Consider the following 22,336-nt stretch of genomic DNA (forward strand, 5'->3'; position numbering starts at 1 on the left):
ATTTGACCGCGTTAGGATGAACAGATTGTTAAACTCAACATATTACTTCACTTGGGTTTAATCTATAGCCGCGCGGATATTCATGCTGGCAAGGTGTACTGAACTGTTCACACCAGCCAATGTAACCTAATACAATAAGCCACCTCAAGTTAGTATTAAAACACTTTTTAAAACAGTAGCTTGCACCTCCAACCACCTTGAATCAACTTACAATAGACTAGATTATTCTGAGATGAGTAAACAAAAAGCCAGTCATGAAAATGACTGGCTTTTTGTTGTGCTTATTATCGTGTCAAACGAGGATCAATCGTCTTGTAATTCTATTTCCAACTGTTTGGCCACCGCTTCAGGAGAGCTACTGTTACGGGCAAATAAGCTGTATGCAACCGGGATGACAATCAAGGTAAAGAATGTTGCTAATAAAATCCCCGATAACACAACAACACCAATAACAAAGCGAGTTTCAGCACCGGCTCCAGACGCCATCACTAACGGAATCGCACCTGCTGCTGTCGTAATACCTGTCATTAGGATAGGTCGGAGTCGTTGTGTTGATGCTTGTAAAATGGCTTGTTGAAATTCAACTCCGCGATCGCGCAGCTGATTTGAAAACTCAACGATCAAAATACCATTTTTAGCCGCTAATCCTATCAACATAATAATACCAATTTGGCTGTATATATTCAGACTTTGACCTGTTAACCAAAGCCCCACGAGTGCACCTAAGGTGGCTAGTGGCACGGTTAACATAATGACCATGGGATGAATAAAGCTCTCAAATTGAGCCGCCAAAACCAAAAATACAATCCCTAACGCCAATAAAAAGACGAAGTTCATTGAGCTACCAGAATCTTGGTAGTCAAGTGATGGACCTTTGTAACTTATGACCGCTTCGGCAGGCAAATAGGTTGCAGCCAAATCATTCAGGTAGTCTAACGCTTCCCCTAAACTATAATCTTCTGCCAAATTAGCTTCTAAGGTAATTGATCGCATTCGATTATAACGGTTCAACGAACTGGCATCGGCGAACTCTTCAATTGAAACTAAATTAGATAAAGGGATCAATTCTTGAGAACGATCTGAACGCACGTAGATATTTTCCATATCGGTAGCCGTGCTTTGATTCTCACGATTACCTTCTACAATAACATCGTACTCTTCACCATCGCGCATAAAGGTGGTCACTAAACGAGAACCTAACATCGACTCGAGTGTTCTACCAATATGAGAGATTGACACACCTAAGTCTGCTGCTCGTTCACGATCTATCACTACTCGCAACTGTGGTTTAGTCTCTTGATAATCATGATCTAAGCCAATGAGCTTATGATTTTCTTTGGCTTTTTCTATCATGATATCGCGCCACTGAGCCAGTTCTTCATAGCTAGGGCCACCAATCACAAACTGCACCGGTTTACCCACACCACGGCCAAATGCTTGGCGCATGATAGGAAACGCCCTTATACCGGCTAAGTCAGATAAACGACTGCGAATATCAACAATGATTTCGTTTGCACTACGACGTTCCGCCCAATCTTCAAGAACAATAATCGCCATACCATTGGAGAAATCAGAGGAGCCTCCAAACCCACGCGGAGCACGGATCAATAAACGCTTAATTTCACCGCTTTCAACCAATGGCATTAAGCGTCCTTCTACTTCATCCATATATTTTTCAATATATTCAAAGCTCGCCCCTTGCGGACCATTAACCATCAAGAACATGGAACCACGGTCTTCTTGCGGCGCGAACTCTTGTGGCACTTTATTGAGTAAAAAACCACTAAATGCAAAGGCAATTAATACAACCAGCGATACTAGAACAGGACTTTTCATGCCTATTTTCAGGGTGGTCAAATACCAGCCAGATAAAATATTCATCATCTTATCGACTTGTTTAACTAACCACGGATCTTGGTCGGCCGGTTTAAGTAACTTGGAACACATCATCGGCGTCAGTGTTAATGCAACAACACTGGAAAAAATCACCGCAGCACTCATGGTGACCGCAAACTCTTTAAATAGCTTGCCTAAATCGCCCTCGAGGAAGGTGATCGGCATAAACACAGCAACCAGCACCAAAGTTGTCGCCACCACAGCAAAAGCAACTTCACGAGCACCCAAAAAAGCGGCTTTCAATGGTGAATCGCCATCTTCAATACGCCTGTGAATATTTTCCAGCATGACGATGGCATCATCGACCACCATACCAATCGCCAATATCATCGCCAGTAAGGTTAATAAATTGATGGTATAACCAAGGGCATACAGCACAATAAAGGTAGCCAATAAAGATACCGGTACCGTAATGGCAGGAATAAGCATGGCCCTGACCGAACCTAAGAATAAATAAATCACCACAATAACTAACACCATGGCGATAAAGAGGGTTTGATACACCTCATCGATGGAAGCTTCAATGAACACTGAACTGTCGTAGGAGCGTTTAATGTGCATCCCTGCTGGCAGGGTTGGATTTAATTTATCGACCAAGGCATTGGCCGCTCGCGCCACTTCTAAAGTATTGGCTGTTGATTGCTTACTGACACCTAAACCAATCATTGCTTCTTTATTGCCCCGGAACATAATCCGTTCTTCTTCAGAACCAATATCGACCTTAGCCACATCGCCAAGTTTAACTAAGTAGCCATCCTCACCTTGGGTTATCACCAAGTTTGAAAAATCTTCTGCGGTTTTGAATACTCTGTCTAAACGCACGGTAAAAATACGTTCTTTTGATTCAATTGAACCGGCGGGTAATTCTACGTTTTCTGCCCGCAATGCTGCTTCAACGTCTGATACCGTTAAGTTACGCGAGGCTAATGCCTGACGGTCAATCCAGATCCGTAAGGCATATACCTTACCGCCACCTAAGCGCAGTGTTGATACGCCATCAATCACCGAAAAACGATCCACTAGATAACGGTTGGCATAATCAGTGAGCTGCAAAATATCCATTTGGTCTGATACCAAATTGAGCCACATGATCACTTCATCGCCGCCGTTTGCTTTATAAATCGATGGCGCGTCCGCTTCTATAGGTAGCCTTTCAAGTAAACCAGAAATGCGATCCCGCACATCATTGGTTGCGGCCTCAATATCACGATTAATATCAAACTCAATGGTCACACTTGAGCGCCCATCACTACTGGACGAGCTGATATGACGAATGCCTTCTACGCCACTAATTTGATCTTCAATAAGCTGTGTAATCCGGCTTTCGACTACCGATGCACTGGCACCACGATAACTGGTTTCCACCGACACAATCGGTGGATCGATATTGGGATATTCACGCAGCGGTAATTTACCAAAAGACACCAGACCCAATACAATCAGCAAAATACTGATTACAGATGCTAAGACCGGCCTTTTAACCGATAAGTCAGTTAATATCATGCCGATGTCTCCATTCCTTCGACTTGAGCGAAGGTGAAGTTTTCGGCTTGCTGCACTTTAACAGTATCACCAGGACGAACTTTGAGAATGCCACGAATGATAATTTGTTGGCCCACGTCAAGGCCTTTAGCTATTTCAACCCAACCTCGAGAACGTGTACCTAAAGTCACTTCAATTTGTTCTACTTTGTTTTCTGCATTAACGAAATAAACAAAGTGCTTGTTTTGAATTGGGATAATAGCAGCTTCGGGTAACAATAATGCTTCACGACTTTGCTTAATTAAACGCACCTTCATTAACATGCCGGGCAGTAATTTATAATCATCATTTGGCATAACAGCACGTACGATTACCGCGCGAGTATCTGGATTAACACGGGTGTCTATTGAGGTAACAACACCTTTAAATATCTGCTCTGGGTAAGCTACAGCTCGAGCTTCAACGAGTTTACCTGGCTGTAATTCTTGAATGAAACGTTCTGGTACAGAAAAGTCTAATTTAATTTTGCTCACATCATCCAGAGTACTGATTTGCTCGCCCGGGGTAACTAAGCTGCCCACACTGACTTGACGTAAACCAAGTTTACCCGCAAATGGAGCTTTAATTGCACGGTCTTCTAGGGCCGCTTTTGCCTGTTGCACTTCTGCACGAGTGGTATCAATTAAACTTTGTAAACGGTCACGCTCTAACTCGGCAATGGTTTTACTGGTGACCAATGAGCGGATTCGATCTAATTCACGTAAATTTTCAACTAGCTTGATTTCGGTTACGGCCAGCTTGGCTTTATGTTCCTCGTTTCTGAGCTGCACGAGCAGTGCACCTTTTTCGACCAAATCACCGTCATTAAAATCAATCTTAGTGACAATTTCAGTAACTTTGGATGTCACGATAATAGACTCGTACGCTTTACCAGTACCCAAAGCTTCTACTTCATCACGAATAGGCATAATCGCCACTTTAGCAACAACCACGTTTGGTATAGGCCGTGGACGTTGAACAATAGCTTCTTCAGGAGACATTAAGTTGTACGCCAACAGTGCCGCTAGCACTATGACGATCAGTACGATTATCTTTTTCATTTTGAGTCCAAAACCATTAAAGGCTAAATGAATTATGTATAGGATTAATGAGCTTATGTGATTGTACTTAGCAATGATTCCACATCAAGTCGTTTTACTTTTGCTTACAAATTACGAACATATCCAACAATTAGATCATATCCTTTCCATATTCACTTAATTGGCTGTTTTAACCAAGATTTAAGCGCTTTATGAATATTTTAGGCAGTATTTGAGTAAAAAAAGTATTACAGCCTGATTGTCGACACATGCTGTGACAAATTGCTTAACATAATGACGCCATTGTTCAGGCTCAAATTTGCAAAATTGCTGCGTTAACTGTCAAAACAACAATTAACAACTTGCCAACGCCTAGGCAAAAAAATGGTATTGAGGGCTTGTGAAGAGCAAAAAAAAGAGACGCTTTAAGCGTCTCTTTTTTTGGTCCAAGCTATGCATGAAACTTAACGAACTTTTCGGTCTTCTTGCATTAAGTCAGAGATAATTTTGTACACTTCAGTAATAGACTCATCAGGAAGAGGTTTGTCTTCTGCATCACGAAGTAAAATTTTAGTCTGATTGACATCATCTGTTTCTTTAAGCAATAAACGATAATTGCCTTTTTTCAGTGTTAATTTCTCTTCGCTCCACAACGAGCTCCAGAAACCACCACTTTCTTCTAGATTAATGTAAAACAAACCTTGGCTGTTATCGGTATCAACAACATCAAAACCCATTTCCGGTAATACTAAACGCAAACGATCCCATACTGACTTGTAACTTGCGTCAGCTAACCAATAAGCCGCTTCGTCAGCATTTGTGACTAAGTCGACCTTAATACCAAGGCTTTGCTCAATTCGTGCAGCACGAATCGCTTGATCACGTTTGATGCTCATGTAAGCAATAGCATTATTAAGCATGTCAGTGGTATAACGACGCTTATCTTCACCGCTTAATAAGATTTGCTGATCTTTATCGTCATAGAACTCTTGGTGTTCAATTAAATCTATCGCTACAGTACCTGAACGACCGTGGGGTTTTACGTCTATTTGAAAACGGTAACGCTGACGCAGTTGATACACTTTGTCACTGCTCCACCAATTAGACTCAATGATTTCATCATTTTCAATCCAATCTGTTTCAATAAAACCGGCATTCATATCTTCACTACGAACAGGGATATTGCTCTTCGCTAGATAACCGTTGATGACGTCATAAATTTCTTGTTTTAAATCTGTGGTGCTTTCAATCGATTCAATCACAACACGAATATTGTCACTGCTTTCTTCGATATGAGTACCTTCGGCCATAGGTAACACTTGTAATGGCGCACGGATATCAAGATTTTTACCAACGAGTTGTTTATTGACCTTGTTACTTACCGCAGGAATATCATATTCCTTGCTATAAGTTGGCGTATTTAGCCCTTGTGGGATAGTCAATAATGGTGCAGTTTCAGCATTAATGAAATCATCATTACCATTTGCCTGACGGCGGTCTAATGGCGTAGAGCAAGCTGAAACAGCTGCAACAAGGAGTAACGGAGTGACTTTCTTTAACATGAATTTATTTTACCTCAATATGAGCTTGTTTCATTGTTTCTATTAACAGACCATGAAACTGCTCAGAAAGTTCAGTTAAAGGTAAACGAATGTGGCCATTAGCAATCAAACCCATTCTATGAACAGCCCATTTCACAGGGATAGGGTTGGCTTCACAAAATAACGAGCTATAGATGCCCATGAGTGGTTTATCGATTGATTCAGCTAATTGTGTATTTTTGGCTAACGCAGCATCACACATGGCTTTAAACGCATGTGGAACAATATTATTTGCTACGGAAATCACACCATTACCACCCAACAATAAAAACTCGCGGGCAGTGGCATCATCGCCGCTATAAAGTAAAAAGTCATCACCACACAATTCACGTAAACGTGCCACACGGCTCAAGTCACCAGTGGCTTCTTTTACACCAATAATGTTACTGACACTTGATAACTCAGCCACAGTTTCAGGCTTCATATCAACTGCAGTTCGACCTGGTACGTTATATAGAATTTGAGGAATATCAGTACTTGCCGCAACGGCCGTATAATGGGCAATTAAGCCCTTAGGCGTTGGCTTATTATAATAAGGCGTGACACCCAACATGGCGACAACACCTGATTTTTGCATGGCTTTGGTTAAGTCAATAGCTTCAGCCGTTGCATTGGCGCCATTACCACCAATAACGGCGATACGACCTGCGGCAAACTTAACAGTTTGGCTGACAACAGCGGCGTGCTCTGACATAGGCAATGTTGCTGACTCACCTGTAGTACCGACCGCGACAATGGCATCAGTACCTTGTTCAATATGAAACTCAACAAGTCGTTCAAGACTTGCATAATCTACTGTGCCATCACTGTTCATTGGAGTGATTAAGGCTACGATGCTTCCGTTTATCATCTATCTTCCCCACGGTTTCAGGATTCGCTATGTTACTGATGCCAACCACTAATGACAAGCTCTTCGGTAACCATAAACTGAAATAAGTCATTTATGCTATTTAATGCACGTAACCTAGCATCTTTAGAGCCATTGCGCTAAAAAATAATCATATTTATGTGAGTGATATAGGTTAGTATATTGAGGTGTTTTAATGAAAAATGATAACATAAACACCCGCACCAAAACTTACATGCTTAGCGTAAGTTTTCGCTCAAAGATATCGACAAGTGAGGAAAATCCATGACCAATTACCTGGTCGTTACGGCAATGGGCGCAGACCGTCCGGGGTTAGTGAGTCGCCTAGCACGTTTAGCAAGTGAATGTGATTGCGATATTGTAGATAGTCGTATGGCATTATTTGGTAATGAATTTACCCTAATTATGATGATATCGGGCTCTTGGACAGCGATAACAAAAATTGAAAGCTTGTTACCGGCATTGAGTGTTGAACTTGAACTCATGACCGTCATGAAACGAACATCAAAACATACGCCGAAAAACTTTGTCTCACGTATTGAAGTCATTTTTAATGGCGAAGACCAACGTGGAACCATGAAGAGTATTACTCAGTTTTTAGCAGAAAGAGGCCTCGATTTAGCGGCCGTCCGCTCCCACGCTGATGATAACGATAGTCTTAAAACCCAGTCGATTTTATTAGCCATTAATATTCCAGAAAAAGTCGACCTATTAAAACTTGAACAGGGTATTCATGAACTGGCAGAATCGATGTCGTTAGAGTGCAGCATTAAGCGTATGCAGGGCATTGCTGCACCTTAATCCAATATTCACATCAGATAGTAGTGAACTTTGTTACTAACATTGACGTAATAAGCTCACTTTTATCCGCTAAAGGAAACATGATGAACACACTACAAGTTGGTGATACAGCACCAAATTTTTCATTACAAAATCAAGCTGGCGAAACCATTTCTTTGCAAGACACACTCACCAAAGGCCCTGTCTTAGTCTATTTCTATCCTAAAGCGGCAACGCCAGGCTGCACAGTACAAGCTCAAGGTCTGCGCGATATCAAAGCACAACTTGATGGCTTAAATGTAACTGTTTTTGGTATTAGTCCTGATCCTGTGGCGAAACTGGCCAAATTTGCTGAAAAGCAAGCGCTCAACTTTACTCTGCTAAGTGATGAAGACCATGCCGTTGCCGACGCCTTCGGTGTATGGGGCGAAAAGCAATTTATGGGTAAAACTTATGACGGGATTCACCGTTTGAGTTTTATCGTTGGTACTGATGGCAAAATTAGCCATTTACTCAATAAGTTTAAAACCAAAGATCATCACCAAGTTGTGTTAGACACTCTTGCTGAATAGTGGATTGAGTTAACAGGCCTCTATCGACATTAGCCTGTATCACTCAGTAGACAATAAAAAGGCTTAGCATTTAATTGCTAAGCCTTTTTCGTATTTACCATTAACTCAATGACGACTCAAATAGCGCTAAGGCTTAAAGAGTTTTAGGATCTGATTTTTCTTCAGACATAGTGTCAGTCGATTGCGGCTCTTTGTCTGTTGAGGCCGATGCCATGGCAGCTTTGGCTTTCTCATTTGCAGCCAGCTCTTTCGCCAATTCAGAGGTTTCTTGCTTAATCAGTGTGGCCTCCTCCTCGGCTAATAAGCGCGCTTTTTCCTGTTCTTCAAACAGTGCAAGTTCTTCCTCTTTACGGCGGGCTTTTTCAATGGCACGTTGCTCAGCTTCTTGCGCTTCTCGAATAGCTCTTGCTTCAGCGGCTGCTTTGGCTTCTGCCTCTGCTAGAGCTTTCGCTTGGCGATCAGCTTCATCGTCTAATGCACGTTGAATAACCGCCTGATCTTGCGCCTCTTGTGGTAATAAACTAATAAGCTCTATGCCCACTGGCAACACAATTGCTTCAACACCTGATAGCACTTTAACCTTACCTTCTTTGGTTAAATAAACCAGCGGCAAAGCGGTTTCACCATAGCGTTTTTTAAAATGCTCAAAGGTGAAGTTTTCAGTAATGTTGGTAATTTTGAGTACCGCACCTTTTGCCATTAACGTAGCAATTTTAGCGTAAGAAATATTCTCACCAAATAAACATAAACGCTTTAGATAAGATTCAGATAGTTGATGACGCGCACTGGCGCTGTCGGCATTGTTTAAACCATATACTTTTTCAGTGCCCATTAAATCTTGAAAATGAAATGTTACTAAAGGATTTAACTGACGATATGGTGACATCACTAATACTCGGCCAATACCGCTTAAATCCATGTAATTTGAAGCATGCTCCGATGCCGGATTACCAAAATACACAGGAATGTTTTCCATTCGAGCTTGGCGAATACTGTCCCAGTTGTTATCAGCTAAAATAACTTTAATATTTTTAGACATTAAAATTGATGCCAATTCACGGGAAAACTTAGATGCACCAAAGATTAATAACCCTTGGTTAGAACCTTCTTTTACCCCTAAAAACTTAGCCCAACGGCCCGCGGTTAAACTCTGAATAACCACAGTGCCGATAATGATTAAGAACACTAGCGGCACGATTGAACTGGCCCCTTCTAAACCCACTGACTCTAATTTTATCGCAAACAAGGATGAAATCGCTGCCGCAACGATACCGCGAGGGGCAACCCAGCTTAAAAACCACTTGTCATTAGATGATAAATTCGTGCCTAAACCTGAAACCCATATACTCAATGGCCGTGCAATAAACATCACCACCAACAACACGCCAAGGCCACCGAAACCAAGGTCGAGCATAGCACCAGAATCAAGACGCGCCGCCAGTAGGATAAATAATGCCGAAATTAACAGTACTGTAAGGGTCTCTTTAAATTCGAGAATGTCAGCAATATCAACCCCGCGCATATTGGCGAGCCAAATACCCATTACGGTCACAGTTAATAGACCAGACTCTTCCTGAATAATATTTGAACCAACAAAGATACCCAGCATAATGGTAAGTACTGCGGTATTACGTAAATAATGTGGAAACAAGTTCTTACGTATCGCCAGACCGGTTAAATACCCTGCTGCTGCGCCTAAACCAAAACCAAGGAGTAAGGTCAGGCCTAAGGCATTTAATACATGAGTGGTGGGATCGGCAGCCACGGCAATATACTCAAACACCAGTACGGCCAATAGAGCGCCAATGGGATCAATAACAATACCTTCCCAACGCAAAATGCTGGCTAAATTGGATTTGGGTTGCACGGTACGCAACATAGGCACAATAACGGTTGGTCCTGTCACGACCACCAATGCACCAAACAACATGGCTATTGCCCAATCAAAACCGAGCAGATAATGGGCTGCTGGGGCAATACACGCCCAAGTAATGAAAGCGCCAATGGTCACGAGATGCGTCACCATTCGTCCGTGTTCTTTAATTTCTTTAAAGTTAAGTGTTAATGCACCTTCAAACAAGATGACAGCAACACCGAGGGAAATGATAGGAAACAATAAATCGCCAAAAATTTCATCTGGATCTAATATGCCTAATCCGGGCCCGAGTAATAGACCACACAACAACAGTGGTAAAATTGCTGGCAGACGTAATTTCCAACCTATCCATTGACACAAAAGCGACAACACACCGATTAATGCCAGCATGCCTGTAATGTGTTCAACCATATTTGTTTCCTTCTTTTTCGATACACCACAAGATAACATCTATGCAATGCGCTTCACGATCATACGTGAACTGTAATATCCATCAGGCTTAATATTTTATAACCTAACCCAAAAGTTATTCAGATGTTGACGAGTAATCGAAGTCTGAATCTTGTTAATTCACGGCGCCAAAATAGTATCTAGTCAGGCTAACAATACTTATTGTTGTCGTAAATTCAGCATATAACATACTACTTTAACTGTAGGATCAAGCGTTTTTGACGGTCATCACATTTTATACCTATAACAAAGTAACATATTAAGTCTATAATTTAATTGTTAAATTTTTATGTCTGTAAACGATATTAGATTAATCTTACAGGCTAAATTATCGACAAAAAAAACCTTGGCATGACCAAGGCTTTTTCTATTTGACACAAAACATAGTCATATTGGCTATTGCGGTATTCTTACATTACCTTCCATTAATACTCGAGCACTGCGGCTCATTATGGCTTTTTTAACCTGCCATTGCCCATCAAGCAACTGCGCTTGTGCCCCGACTCTGAGCGTGCCTGAAGGGTGACCAAAACGGACTGCGGTTCTTTCGCCACCGCCAGCAGCTAAATTAACTAAGGTGCCAGGAATTGCCGCAGCCGTGCCAATTGCAACAGCAGCAGTGCCCATCATAGCGTGATGTAATTTCCCCATAGACAACGCACGTACAACTAAATCAATATCATCTTTGGTCACGGTTTTACCGCTGGAAGAAACATACTCAGCATGCGGTGCAACAAAGGCGACTTTTGGGGTATGCTGACGAGCAGCGGCTTCTTCAATATGGTTAATTAACCCCATTTTAACAGCACCATAAGCTCGAATAGTTTCAAACATGGCTAAGGCTTTATCATCATTATTAATGTCATCTTGTAGTTCAGTGCCAAGATAATTAATGTCAGCAGCATTGATGAAAATGGTAGGAATACCGGCATTAATCATGGTGGCTTTAAACGTTCCCACACCAGGTACCTCAAGTTCATCGACCACATTACCCGTTGGGAACATAGCGCCTTCACCATCTGCGGGGTCTAAAAACTCAACTTGAACTTCGGCGGCAGGAAATGTCACTCCGTCCAGTTCAAAATCGCCCGTTTCCTGCACTTCACCATTGGTTATCGGCACATGGGCAATAATGGTTTTATGAATATTGGCTTGCCAAATCCGCACAACAGCAGTGCCATTGTGTGGCACGCGGCTGGGATCAATTAAACCGTTGCTGATTGCAAATGAGCCAACTGCTGCGGTTAAATTACCGCAGTTACCACTCCAATCGACAAACGGTTTATCAATAGCCACTTGACCAAATAAATAATCAACATCGTGATCGGCTTGAGTACTTTTAGATAAGATTACCGTTTTACTGGTGCTAGAGGTTGCACCGCCCATGCCATCGGTTTGTTTACCGTAAGGATCAGGGCTGCCAATCACGCGCAGCAACAATGCATCACGCGCTGCACCTGCCACTTGGGCCGCTGCTGGCAAGTCAGTTAAGCTGAAAAACACCCCTTTACTGGTGCCGCCACGCATATAGGTTGCGGGGATCTTTATTTGTGGTAAATGTGCCATAACTTCATCCTATTATAAAACATAAAAATCGGTAGCTTATGCGTTATAAACTACCGATTAAGCTAGACGAATATGAGGCTAGTTAGCCACTTCATTGGCTAAAAAGTCTTGCGCAAAACGTTGTAATACACCGCCAGCTTCATAAATCGACAGCTCTTCAGCCGTGTCGACACGACACTTCACCGCAATTGTCACTTGCTCACCGTTTTTACGCGTCATGATCACATCTAACATAGCACCTGGCTTACGCTCGCCAACCACATCATAGGTTTCTGTGCCATCAATCTGATAAGTATGACGGTTATGACCTGCTGTGAACTCGAGCGGTAACACGCCCATACCGACTAAGTTGGTACGGTGAATACGCTCAAAACCTTCAGCAACAATCACTTCAACACCCGCAAGGCGCACGCCTTTTGCTGCCCAGTCACGAGATGACCCTTGACCATAATCAGCACCAGCAATAATAATCAGTGGCTGTTTACGCTCCATATAGGTTTCAATGGCTTCCCACATGCGAGTGACTTGGCCTTCTGGCTCAAGGCGCGCCAGCGATCCTTGTTTCACTTTTCCGTTTTCCTGCACCATTTCGTTAAACAGTTTTGGATTGGCAAATGTCGCACGCTGGGCGGTTAAGTGATCGCCTCTGTGAGTGGCATAAGAGTTAAAGTCTTCTTCCGGTAAACCCATTTTATGTAAATAGGCGCCTGCGGCACTGTCGAGCATAATTGCGTTTGATGGCGATAAATGATCTGTAGTGATGTTGTCGCCCAATACCGCTAATGCGCGCATACCTTTCATCGAACGCTCACCCGCTAAGGCTCCATCCCAATAAGGTGGACGACGAATATAAGTACTTTGTGGACGCCATTCATATTGTGGATTAACGTGACTGCCATATTCTACTTTGATGTCGAACATAGGCTCATAAACTTTACGGAACTGTTCAGGTTTAACGCTAGCTTTAACAACCGTATCGATTTCTTCATCGGTAGGCCAAATGTCTTTTAATGTAACCGCTTGACCTTGGTTATCGATACCTAAGATATCTTTTTCAATATCAAAACGAATGGTACCGGCAATCGCGTAAGCTATCACCAATGGCGGCGAGGCTAAAAACGCTTGTTTAGCGTATGGGTGAATACGTCCATCGAAATTGCGATTACCCGATAACACAGCCGTTGCGTATAAATCGCGATCAATCACTTCTTGTTGAATAACCGGATCGAGTGCGCCACTCATGCCGTTACAAGTGGTACAGGCAAAGCCGACAATGCCAAAACCTAAGTTTTCGAGCTCAGGTAACAAGCCCGCTTCTTCTAAATATAACTGCACCGCTTTAGAGCCAGGCGCAAGCGATGATTTCACCCAAGGTTTACGTAATAAACCACGTGCATTGGCATTTCGTGCTAATAACCCCGCGGCAATCATATTGCGAGGGTTGCTGGTGTTAGTACAGCTAGTAATGGCGGCAATAATCACGGCACCATCGGGCATTTTACCTGGCTCGTTTTCAACTACGCCGCTAATGCCGCGAGCAGCAAGCTCAGAGGTTGGAACCCGAGAATGCGGATTTGAAGGACCGGCAATGTTACGGCCAACCGATGACAAATCAAAGTGCAGAACACGCTCATACACAGCATTCGTTAAGGTGTCAGCCCATAAACCGGCTTGTTTGGCGTAGGTTTCGACTAATTTAACTTGTGCGTCTTCACGACCGGTTAGTGTCAAATAATCAATGGTTTGCTTATCGATATAAAACATCGCTGCGGTGGCACCGTATTCAGGTGTCATGTTGGTAATGGTGGCGCGATCGCCCAAAGTTAAATGAGTGGTACCTTCACCATAAAACTCAAGATACGATGACACGACTTTTTGCGCCCGTAAATATTCGGTTAAAGCTAATACAATATCGGTAGCGGTAATGCCTGGTTGTGGTTTACCGGTAATTTCAACACCAACAATTTCCGGTAAACGCATGTAAGATGCGCGGCCGAGCATCACGCTTTCCGCTTCTAAACCACCTACGCCAATGGCTATAACACCTAACGCATCTACATGAGGTGTATGGCTGTCGGTGCCGACTAGGGTATCAGGGAACGCCACACCATTTTGAGCATGCACCACTGGTGACATACGTTCTAAGTTAATTTGATGCATGATGCCGTTACCCGGTTGGATAACATCAACATTTTTAAACGCCGTTTTAGTCCAGTTGATAAAATGAAAACGGTCTTCATTACGACGGTCTTCAATTGAGCGGTTTTTCTCAAACGCGTCTTTATCAAAGCCGGCATGTTCTACCGCTAACGAATGATCGACAATCAATTGAGTCGGTACAACAGGGTTAACCTTTGATGGGTCACCGCCTTTTTCTGCAATGGCATCACGTAAACCGGCTAAATCAACTAAAGCGGTTTGACCTAAAATATCGTGACACACCACGCGAGCGGGATACCACGGAAAGTCGAGGTCATTTTTACGCTCAATCAGCTGTTTTAACGAATCAGTCAACGTCTCTGGCGCACAGCGACGCACTAAGTTCTCGGCAAACACGCGAGAACAATAAGGCAGTTTGGCATAAGCGCCCGCCTCAATGGCATCAACGGCTTCTTCGGTATCAAAGTAGTCTAAAGTTGTGCCGGGTAAAGGTTTACGATAATCAGTATTCATAGTAAGACCCACAGTAAATTTGGTGATCGGTGAGCGGTTGTTGATATCAGCTAAGTTAAGACATCACCGCATTTGATATGCGTTAATTGAAAAAAGCCGAGCCATCATATTGATACTCGGCTAATCAGATTAACGTTGGCTGATAGCAACCACTTTACGTGGCTCACTACCAACATAATCAGCACTTGGACGAATAATGCGATTGTTCGAACGCTGTTCCATTACATGTGCCGCCCAACCTGTTAAACGTGAACAAACAAAGATTGGCGTAAATAACTTAGTTGGAATACCCATAAAATGATAAGCAGAGGCATGGAAGAAATCGGCATTACAAAATAGCTTTTTGGTGTCCCACATAAACTCTTCACAGGCGACAGAAATGTCATATAAAGATGTATCACCGTTTTCATGAGCCAATTTTTCAGACCATGCTTTAATGATCACATTACGTGGATCTGACACGCTATAAATAGCATGACCAAAGCCCATGATTTTTTCTTTGCGTTCAAGCATCAAGGCCATTTGCACTTTAGCATCGGCAGGCGAGCTAAATTTTTGGATCATCTCCATCGCGGCTTCGTTCGCACCACCGTGCAGCGGACCGCGTAATGAACCAATCGCGCCAGTCACACACGAATACATATCTGATAAGGTTGATGCACATACGCGCGCAGTAAAGGTAGATGCATTAAACTCATGCTCTGCATAAAGAATCAACGACACATCCATTACACGGCGATGTTGCTCTGACGGCGTTTCACCACGAAGTAACTTAAGGAAATGGCCACCAAGAGAGTCTTCATCTGTAGTGCAATCAATTTCAACACCGTCATGGCTGTAACGGTACCAATAACACATGATAGCTGGGAACGCGGCAAGCAAGCGGTTCGAGGCCTTATGTTGCTGAGTAAAATCAACTTCTGGTTCAAGGTTACCTAAAAACGAGCAACCTGTACGCATCACGTCCATCGGATGTGCATCAGCAGGGATCAGTTTTAATACGGCTTTAAGGGCAGCGGGTAAATCACGCTGCGCTTTCAATTCGGCTTTATAAGCACTTAATTGTGCTTGAGTCGGCAATTCACCATTAAATAACAAATACGCGACTTCTTCAAAGGTCGCATTATCGGCTAAATCTGATACATCGTAACCGCAATAAGTCAGACCTGAACCTGATTTACCCACAGTACATAATTTAGTTTCGCCTGCACTCTGACCGCGTAATCCTGCGCCTGATAATTTCTTGTCAACCATGATCTCTTCCTTATTATGCTTGTCGCGATTGAGCAGTACTTAATCGCGATTGTAGGGTATTTTTATTTTGATTATAAAAGCAGTCCACACTCTAAGAGTGGCTGGCTATTTGTTTTTGCCTTCGGCAAATAGGCTGTCTAATTTTTGTTCATAATCGTGGTAGCCTAAATAGTCATACAAATCCATCCGCGTTTGCATGGTATCAACCACCGCTTTTTGGTCGCCATCAACTAAAATAGCGTTGTAGACATTTTCGGCTGCTTTATTCATCGCACGGAATGCGCTCAATGGGTACAACACCATAGATGCGCCCCACTCGCCTAATTGCTGCTTATTCCACAGTTCAGTTTGGCCAAACTCGGTAATGTTAGCCAAAATAGGCACATCAAGTGCTGCTGCAAAAGCACGATAATGCTCTTCGGTTTTAATTGCCTCAGCAAAAATACCGTCAGCACCCGCTGCAACATAGGCTTTAGCACGTTCAATTGCTGCTTCAAGGCCTTCTTGAGCAAATGAGTCTGTGCGCGCCATAATGAAAAAGTCAGGATCTGTGCGGGCATCAACAGCCGCTTTAATGCGGTCAACCATTTCTTCTACTGGGACAATTTCTTTATTAGGACGATGGCCACAACGCTTTTGCGCTACTTGGTCTTCCATGTGCACAGCGGCTGCGCCCGCTTTTTCCATATCACGAATAGTTTTGGCAATATTAAATGCCCCGCCCCAACCAGTATCAATGTCCACCAGCAAAGGTAAATCACAAGCAGATGTAATACGTTGCACATCAACCAACACATCATTTAATGATGTCATGCCTAAATCTGGTAAACCATAAGAGGCGTTAGCCACGCCACCACCGGATAAGTAAATGGCTTGATGGCCAATTTGCTTAGCCATCATTGCTGAATAAGCATTAATGGCACCCACTATTTGCAGTGGTTTGTTATTGGCTAATGCTTGACGAAATTTTTTACCTGCACTCATGATATTTCCCTCTCTGCAATTAATAATGTAAACGCGAAACGCTACAGAATAGTCGTTACGATAATTTATGTTCGATACTATTTTTAGAATACAAAATATGGCGGCGCATCAGCATTTCGGCTAATTCTGCGTCACGATTTAAAATGGCCTGAACAATATGTTTGTGTTCATCATAAGCGGTCGTTACACGCGGACCCGCCATGCCAAGTTGCACTCGATACATGCGTACCAAATGATAAATGCCATCAAATAGCATTGAAATTAGGTGTTTATTTTTACTGCCTAAGATGATGCGGTAATGAAAATCAACATCGCCAGCTTCTTGATAATAAGACTCGCCACCTTTGACCTCGTCAAAGTGAGATTGCAATAACTGGTTTAAATCGGCTATTTCATCGTCGGTCATGTTCTTTGCCGCTAACCGTGCTGCCATTCCTTCAAGTGATTCACGCACTTGGTATAATTCGATAAGTCCCTGAGGTGACAAGGCTACGACTCTGGCACCGACGTTCGCTTTACGCTCAACAATATGGCACGACTCTAAGCGATTAATGGCTTCACGGATCACCGCACGGCTGACGGCATACTTTGTCGACAATTCAGTTTCACTCAACTTAGAACCCGCTGCAATACGACCTTCGACGATATCGTCTCTTAGGGCTATAAAGGTCTTATCTGCTGAAGTAATCGGCTGGATCATGCTCATACCTTGAATATAAAATGGGATAAATCAAAACAAGTTGTCGACAATATAGCACCTTTAAGGCGTATAACAACCCCAAAATAGACTTTTTGTCGACAATAAATGAAATCCCCTCCTAAAGTGTTACCTATCACTAATTTATGCAATCAGTCGGTAATGCCTTAAGTCAGCCCATGCTAATATTAGCCAAAATGGCATTACTGATATCAATATGATGCCCAGATGCTCACCCAACTGTCCGTTTTACTCAGTGCTGAGCAAACAATGGATAAGTCGAATAATAAAATAAGGGTTTCTTAATGAGCCAACATTTAGCCTGTCATCTTGAATTGATCCATCTATTTGTTCATGTGGTCAATGCCGGAGGGTTTTCGTCTGCTGCGCAAGAATTACAGTTACCTATTGCCACCGTTAGTCGCAAAATCAGTAAACTAGAACAGAGCCTCAATACTCAGTTAATTATGCGCAGCACACGTAAGCTGCGATTAACAGAAGAAGGCGGAGCGTTATTCGACCGTTACCATCATGTGGTGGCACAGTTCGATACGATTTGTGGCCAAGCGCTCAATGAACCCCAAAGCACTTTGCGGATATCAACACCCGTCTCTATTACCTCGATGATCTTAATTGAAGCGATTAATGACTTTTCAAAACAACATCCGCACATTCAACTGCATATCACCCAGAATAACAGCACCATTGATTTAATCGATGAAGGTGTCGACGTCGCGATAGTAGGTGGTGCGCAACCAGACTCATCTTGGGTGTCAACATCATTAGGGGTGTTGAACTACGGACTCTACGCATCGCCAACTTATGCCAAGCAACTGATTGAACTACAGCATCCGCAGCAGCTGGTTGATTACCAATTAATTAAAGTATGGCCATTGTTTAACTGGAGCTTAAAACATTGCGACGGTGAGCAATATTATTATGATGGACCGGCAAAGTTAACCTTAGGTGATTTACACGGCGCAGTGCGGGCAGCCGTTGGTGATGGCGGGATTTTATACGGACCTGAGTTATTCGTTAAACAACAGCTTTTACACGGTGAGCTGATCACAGTATTACCACAATGGGCCGGCGAGCATCGCCGTATCAGCATCTTGTATCATCAACGCCGACAACAGCCATTAAAGGTAAAATTGTTTATTGAGTTTCTGCAGCAGCGAGCCGCGAGTATTTTCGACTATTTTTAAGCTGTACTTGGGTTTAACTACTTGGAATGATTGAACGCTTTTATAAGGCAGTAGATGGCTATTTTTACTGATTTGAGTTGCGGTTTTTGCTGTTGCAATGGCTTGATGATATCGATTCAATCTGACAAACAGTTACAGTGATGCCACTGACTTAGTCAATGGCATCACGGCAAGCTAGTGTTAATGAGTCATGAGTTAAACATTACTCACGACTCTTGGCTCATATAAATTAATACAAATACACATTTAAGCTACAGGCACCATGAGCGCCCACCACTAATGCTTGCTCAATATCAGCCGTTTTAGACGGACCCGATATAAATAATCCTAAATCACCTTGTTGCAGCGATACCTGTTTAACGGCTTGATGCATATTGGCGACAATATTGTCTTTGGATAATGCCAAGATCAGGTTTTCGCAAATAAACGGAGTCACTCTATGACTCGGTTGATTGACCCAAATCGCGCCGTTTTCGGCCACACCGAGATCGCCTGGAATCACAGCATAATCAATATCCGCTAAAAGATGCGCAGTTGTTGGCACTGAACGATTACCTTTAATACCCTCAATTAATGATATCACCTGCATATTTTGCTTTATCAGATCATCTACAGCTTGCTGGAGCGAGGCTAAACCGCCGTCAGTGTGAAGCGTAGCTGCAACAGACTGTAAACTGGCATTAAACTGGCCGACAAGATCATCATTATTTGCCACAACATCGATCTCAGGCATGGCATGATTATCCAATGCCGACAGTGATAATGCTGATAAAATGGTTTGTTTACTCGACATATTAACGTCTCCGATTCTTGTTATACCAGCTAGCAAAGCTTGATTCTGGTGCCACTGGTAATTCGCGATACTTACCCCATGCACCACTAAATGGCTTAAGTAAACTCCCCGGTAACACCCGTAAGGCTAACCTTGCTGCCGACATAGAGGTATTCATTAAGGTTTCACTGGCCATAAAGCGCCCCACTAACGGCATATAGCCACCTTTTCCGTAAGGCAAGGTCTTAGCCTGGGCTTTTAAACGACGATGATGAGCAATAATCTTATCTAATGGCACCATTGTTGGACACACATAGGTACAACTACCACACAAAGTACATGCCCAAGGGATAGAGTTGGTATCATCATGCTTAGCCCCCACAGCAATGCCAATGGGACCAGGAATCGTATAGTTATAGCTATACCCACCTGAACGGCGATATACCGGACAAGTATTTAAACAGCCGCCACAACGGATACACTTTAGCGATTCGGCTAAAATTTTATCCTTCATCATCTCAGTACGGCCATTATCAACAATAATCACATGCATCTCGCCGCCATCTTGCGGACCGCGATAAAATGAAGAATAAGTGGTGATCGGTTGCCCAGTGGCATTTCGGGCTAAGGTGCGCAATAACACCCCAGCAGAATCCATATCAGGCAGTACTTTATCAATGCCCATTGAGTGCAATTGTAGCTTAGGTAAGTTAGCGCCCATATCTGCGTTACCTTCGTTGGTGCACACCACAATAGCGCCTTGATCGGCAATCGCCATATTCACCCCCGTCATGGCCGCATCGGCACTGAGGAATTTCTCTCTCAAATGCGCACGAGCAGCACGGGTTAAATATAAGGGATCCGACTCACCAGCCTTAGTGCCTAATTGTTGGTGAAATAACTCACCCACTTCTTCTTTTTTCATGTGAATGGCCGGCACCACAATATGCGATGGTGGCATATGCGCTAGCTGTATAATCCGTTCACCTAAATCGGTATCAACCACTTCAATGCCGTGACGTTCTAGATACGGATTCATATGGCATTCTTCAGTTAACATCGACTTAGACTTAACCAGCTTCTTAACCTGATGTTGAGCTAAAATACCGTGGACAATTTCATTATGTTGCTGGGCATCTTTAGCCCAATGCACTTTAATACCATTACTAATGCATTGTTGTTCAAATTGTTCAAGGTACTGCGCTAAATGGCTCAAGGTGTGCAGTTTAAGCTGTGAGCCTAGCAGCCTTAGTTGCTCCCATTCAGGTAAACTGCCCGCGGCACGATCACGTTTTTCACGTAATGCCCACAGGGCTTTAGAATGCCAATCAACTCGAGTTTCATCGCGACAAAAAATATCAGCTTTATGGGCATGCACCTTAGAACCCGATGCGGTATATAGTTCGGACATAGTGGCTCCTAAAGTGCGTCATTAATGATTTGGGCAATGTGACGGGTTTCTATCGGTAATTGTTGGCGGCGGATCATGCCATCTAAATGCAATAAACATGAGGGATCAAACCCTACTGCATATTTAGCACCGGTTGCAGCGTGCGCTTGAGCTTTATCTTTGCCCATTTTGGCTGACACAGCACCTTCATCAACCGCAAACGTACCACCAAAGCCGCAACACTCATCAATACGTGCTGGGTAGACAATTTCAAGCCCGGCAATGTTGCCCAGTACCGCTTCTACTTTGTTAAAGCGTTGTTTGCCCATTTCTTCCGTGGGCGTAGCTAAATTAAGCATGCGAATACCATGACAGCTCATTTGCAGACTTATTTTAGCTGCCACAGGGCGTTTAAAGGATTTAATCGGAGCAACGTCATGTAGAAATTCGGTCAACTCATAAAGCTTATTAATCACATCTTGAGCTTCTTTGCTGCCATCAAACTCATGGAAGTTTTCTTTCGCAGCGACTAAGCAACTGGCTGCAGGACAAACAATGGCGTCGCACTCAACCCCTTTGAAGGCATTGAGTAATTTAAGGGTAGTATTTTTAGCTTCGTCAAAACAACCTGAGTTTGTCATTGGCTGTCCACAACAGGTTTGTCCTGCAGGGAAAAAAACCTCATGACCCAATTTTTCTAATAATGTCAGGGTTGCGATAGCCACTTCTGGCATCATTTGGTTGACTAAACAAGGTATAAATAATGCTATTTTCATAAGCGATGTATCCCCAAAGCGTTATTAAACATGGCACTCAATCAACACTTATTGATTCAATGTCATGACTAACGACTCATAATCGTGCAACCAATGTATGCCAATATCCTTACAATATGTAGTGCTTATTTAGTAAATATCGCCACAGACTTTTCCATTTTTGATAGCAAGACTATTTTGATGATTCTCAGAGGTATTGTTTCGATACTGAAGGATTAAATCGTGATGATAAATATCTTACATTTCATTGCATACACCAGGCTAATACCTATGCATAGGAGGATTAATAGACAATGCCTGCGACAATGTGTCGCAGTTTGGACTTTATTGATTGCCACAATCGCAGCGATTAAGCACACTAAATTTACTGAATGACGTCAATGAGATCCCCTGTTAAGAATGATCCATTAACTCA

At 43.0% G+C, this 22,336-nt stretch carries 16 protein-coding genes; 3 read left to right on the forward strand and 13 right to left on the reverse strand.

Annotated features, from left to right (window positions below):
• Nucleotides 1-303: 303 nt before the first annotated feature.
• The 4 genes from GW828_RS00515 to dapA all read right to left on the reverse strand — a co-directional run bounded on the left by GW828_RS00515 (nucleotide 304) and on the right by dapA (nucleotide 6,908).
• A complete protein-coding gene (locus GW828_RS00515) occupies nucleotides 304-3,399 on the reverse strand; it encodes an efflux RND transporter permease subunit (protein ID WP_182697230.1) in 3,096 nt (1,031 codons plus the stop codon).
• Nucleotides 3,396-4,478 carry an efflux RND transporter periplasmic adaptor subunit gene (locus GW828_RS00520; protein WP_182756513.1) on the reverse strand — a complete coding sequence of 361 codons (1,083 nt, stop codon included), beginning with the start codon at nucleotides 4,476-4,478 and terminating at the stop codon, nucleotides 3,396-3,398. The genes GW828_RS00515 and GW828_RS00520 overlap by 4 nt, the downstream gene beginning before the upstream one ends.
• A gap of 443 nt (nucleotides 4,479-4,921) precedes the next feature.
• Nucleotides 4,922-6,019: an outer membrane protein assembly factor BamC gene (gene bamC, locus GW828_RS00525; protein WP_124015002.1), complete on the reverse strand. Its 1,098-nt coding sequence runs from the start codon at nucleotides 6,017-6,019 to the stop codon at nucleotides 4,922-4,924.
• Between the two features lie 4 nt (nucleotides 6,020-6,023).
• Nucleotides 6,024-6,908, reverse strand: a complete 885-nt coding sequence (gene dapA / locus GW828_RS00530) for a 4-hydroxy-tetrahydrodipicolinate synthase (RefSeq protein WP_273057279.1) — start codon at nucleotides 6,906-6,908, stop codon at nucleotides 6,024-6,026.
• Nucleotides 6,909-7,190: 282 nt separating this feature from the next.
• On the opposite strand from dapA, the gene GW828_RS00535 reads away from it, so the two are divergent.
• Complete coding sequence (locus GW828_RS00535; protein ID WP_182697227.1) at nucleotides 7,191-7,727, forward strand: glycine cleavage system transcriptional repressor; 537 nt, start codon at nucleotides 7,191-7,193, stop codon at nucleotides 7,725-7,727.
• A gap of 83 nt (nucleotides 7,728-7,810) precedes the next feature.
• Complete coding sequence (bcp, locus tag GW828_RS00540; protein WP_273057278.1) at nucleotides 7,811-8,278, forward strand: thioredoxin-dependent thiol peroxidase; 468 nt, start codon at nucleotides 7,811-7,813, stop codon at nucleotides 8,276-8,278.
• Between the two features lie 133 nt (nucleotides 8,279-8,411).
• Here the strand turns inward: bcp and GW828_RS00545 are convergent, their stop codons facing one another.
• The 6 genes from GW828_RS00545 to GW828_RS00570 all read right to left on the reverse strand — a co-directional run bounded on the left by GW828_RS00545 (nucleotide 8,412) and on the right by GW828_RS00570 (nucleotide 17,781).
• Nucleotides 8,412-10,565, reverse strand: a complete 2,154-nt coding sequence (locus GW828_RS00545) for a cation:proton antiporter (protein ID WP_124015006.1) — start codon at nucleotides 10,563-10,565, stop codon at nucleotides 8,412-8,414.
• 435 nt (nucleotides 10,566-11,000) lie between these two features.
• Complete coding sequence (gene prpF, locus GW828_RS00550; RefSeq protein WP_273057276.1) at nucleotides 11,001-12,170, reverse strand: 2-methylaconitate cis-trans isomerase PrpF; 1,170 nt, start codon at nucleotides 12,168-12,170, stop codon at nucleotides 11,001-11,003.
• Nucleotides 12,171-12,248: 78 nt separating this feature from the next.
• A complete protein-coding gene (gene acnD, locus GW828_RS00555; protein ID WP_273057274.1) occupies nucleotides 12,249-14,843 on the reverse strand; it encodes a Fe/S-dependent 2-methylisocitrate dehydratase AcnD in 2,595 nt (864 codons plus the stop codon).
• 129 nt (nucleotides 14,844-14,972) lie between these two features.
• Nucleotides 14,973-16,097, reverse strand: a complete 1,125-nt coding sequence (prpC, locus tag GW828_RS00560; RefSeq protein ID WP_124015009.1) for a bifunctional 2-methylcitrate synthase/citrate synthase — start codon at nucleotides 16,095-16,097, stop codon at nucleotides 14,973-14,975.
• Between the two features lie 105 nt (nucleotides 16,098-16,202).
• The gene (gene prpB, locus GW828_RS00565) at nucleotides 16,203-17,081 is read right to left on the reverse strand and encodes a methylisocitrate lyase (protein ID WP_124015010.1); all 879 of its coding nucleotides are present in this window, start codon (nucleotides 17,079-17,081) and stop codon (nucleotides 16,203-16,205) included.
• 55 nt (nucleotides 17,082-17,136) lie between these two features.
• Nucleotides 17,137-17,781 (reverse strand): GntR family transcriptional regulator, encoded by a 645-nt coding sequence (locus tag GW828_RS00570; protein ID WP_371698450.1) that lies wholly within the window; start codon nucleotides 17,779-17,781, stop codon nucleotides 17,137-17,139.
• A 302-nt stretch (nucleotides 17,782-18,083) separates the two neighbouring features.
• On the opposite strand from GW828_RS00570, the gene GW828_RS00575 reads away from it, so the two are divergent.
• Nucleotides 18,084-18,983, forward strand: coding sequence for a LysR family transcriptional regulator (locus GW828_RS00575; protein WP_124015012.1), 900 nt, complete (start codon nucleotides 18,084-18,086; stop codon nucleotides 18,981-18,983).
• 229 nt (nucleotides 18,984-19,212) lie between these two features.
• On the opposite strand, the gene GW828_RS00580 is transcribed toward GW828_RS00575, so the two are convergent.
• Genes GW828_RS00580 through GW828_RS00590 form a run of 3 tightly spaced genes read right to left on the reverse strand, consistent with a single transcriptional unit; the run spans nucleotide 19,213 to nucleotide 21,921 of the window.
• On the reverse strand, nucleotides 19,213-19,776 hold the full coding sequence (locus tag GW828_RS00580; protein WP_273057270.1) for a LutC/YkgG family protein: 564 nt from the start codon (nucleotides 19,774-19,776) through the stop codon (nucleotides 19,213-19,215).
• Between the two features lies 1 nt (nucleotide 19,777).
• Complete coding sequence (locus tag GW828_RS00585) at nucleotides 19,778-21,166, reverse strand: lactate utilization protein B (RefSeq protein WP_273057268.1); 1,389 nt, start codon at nucleotides 21,164-21,166, stop codon at nucleotides 19,778-19,780.
• Nucleotides 21,167-21,174: 8 nt separating this feature from the next.
• Entirely contained in the window at nucleotides 21,175-21,921 is a 747-nt protein-coding gene (locus tag GW828_RS00590; RefSeq protein ID WP_124015015.1) for a (Fe-S)-binding protein, read from the reverse strand.
• Nucleotides 21,922-22,336: the final 415 nt, after the last annotated feature.

The sequence above is a fragment of the Shewanella vesiculosa genome (assembly GCF_009994065.1).
GTDB classification, from domain to species: Bacteria; Pseudomonadota; Gammaproteobacteria; order Enterobacterales; family Shewanellaceae; genus Shewanella; species Shewanella vesiculosa.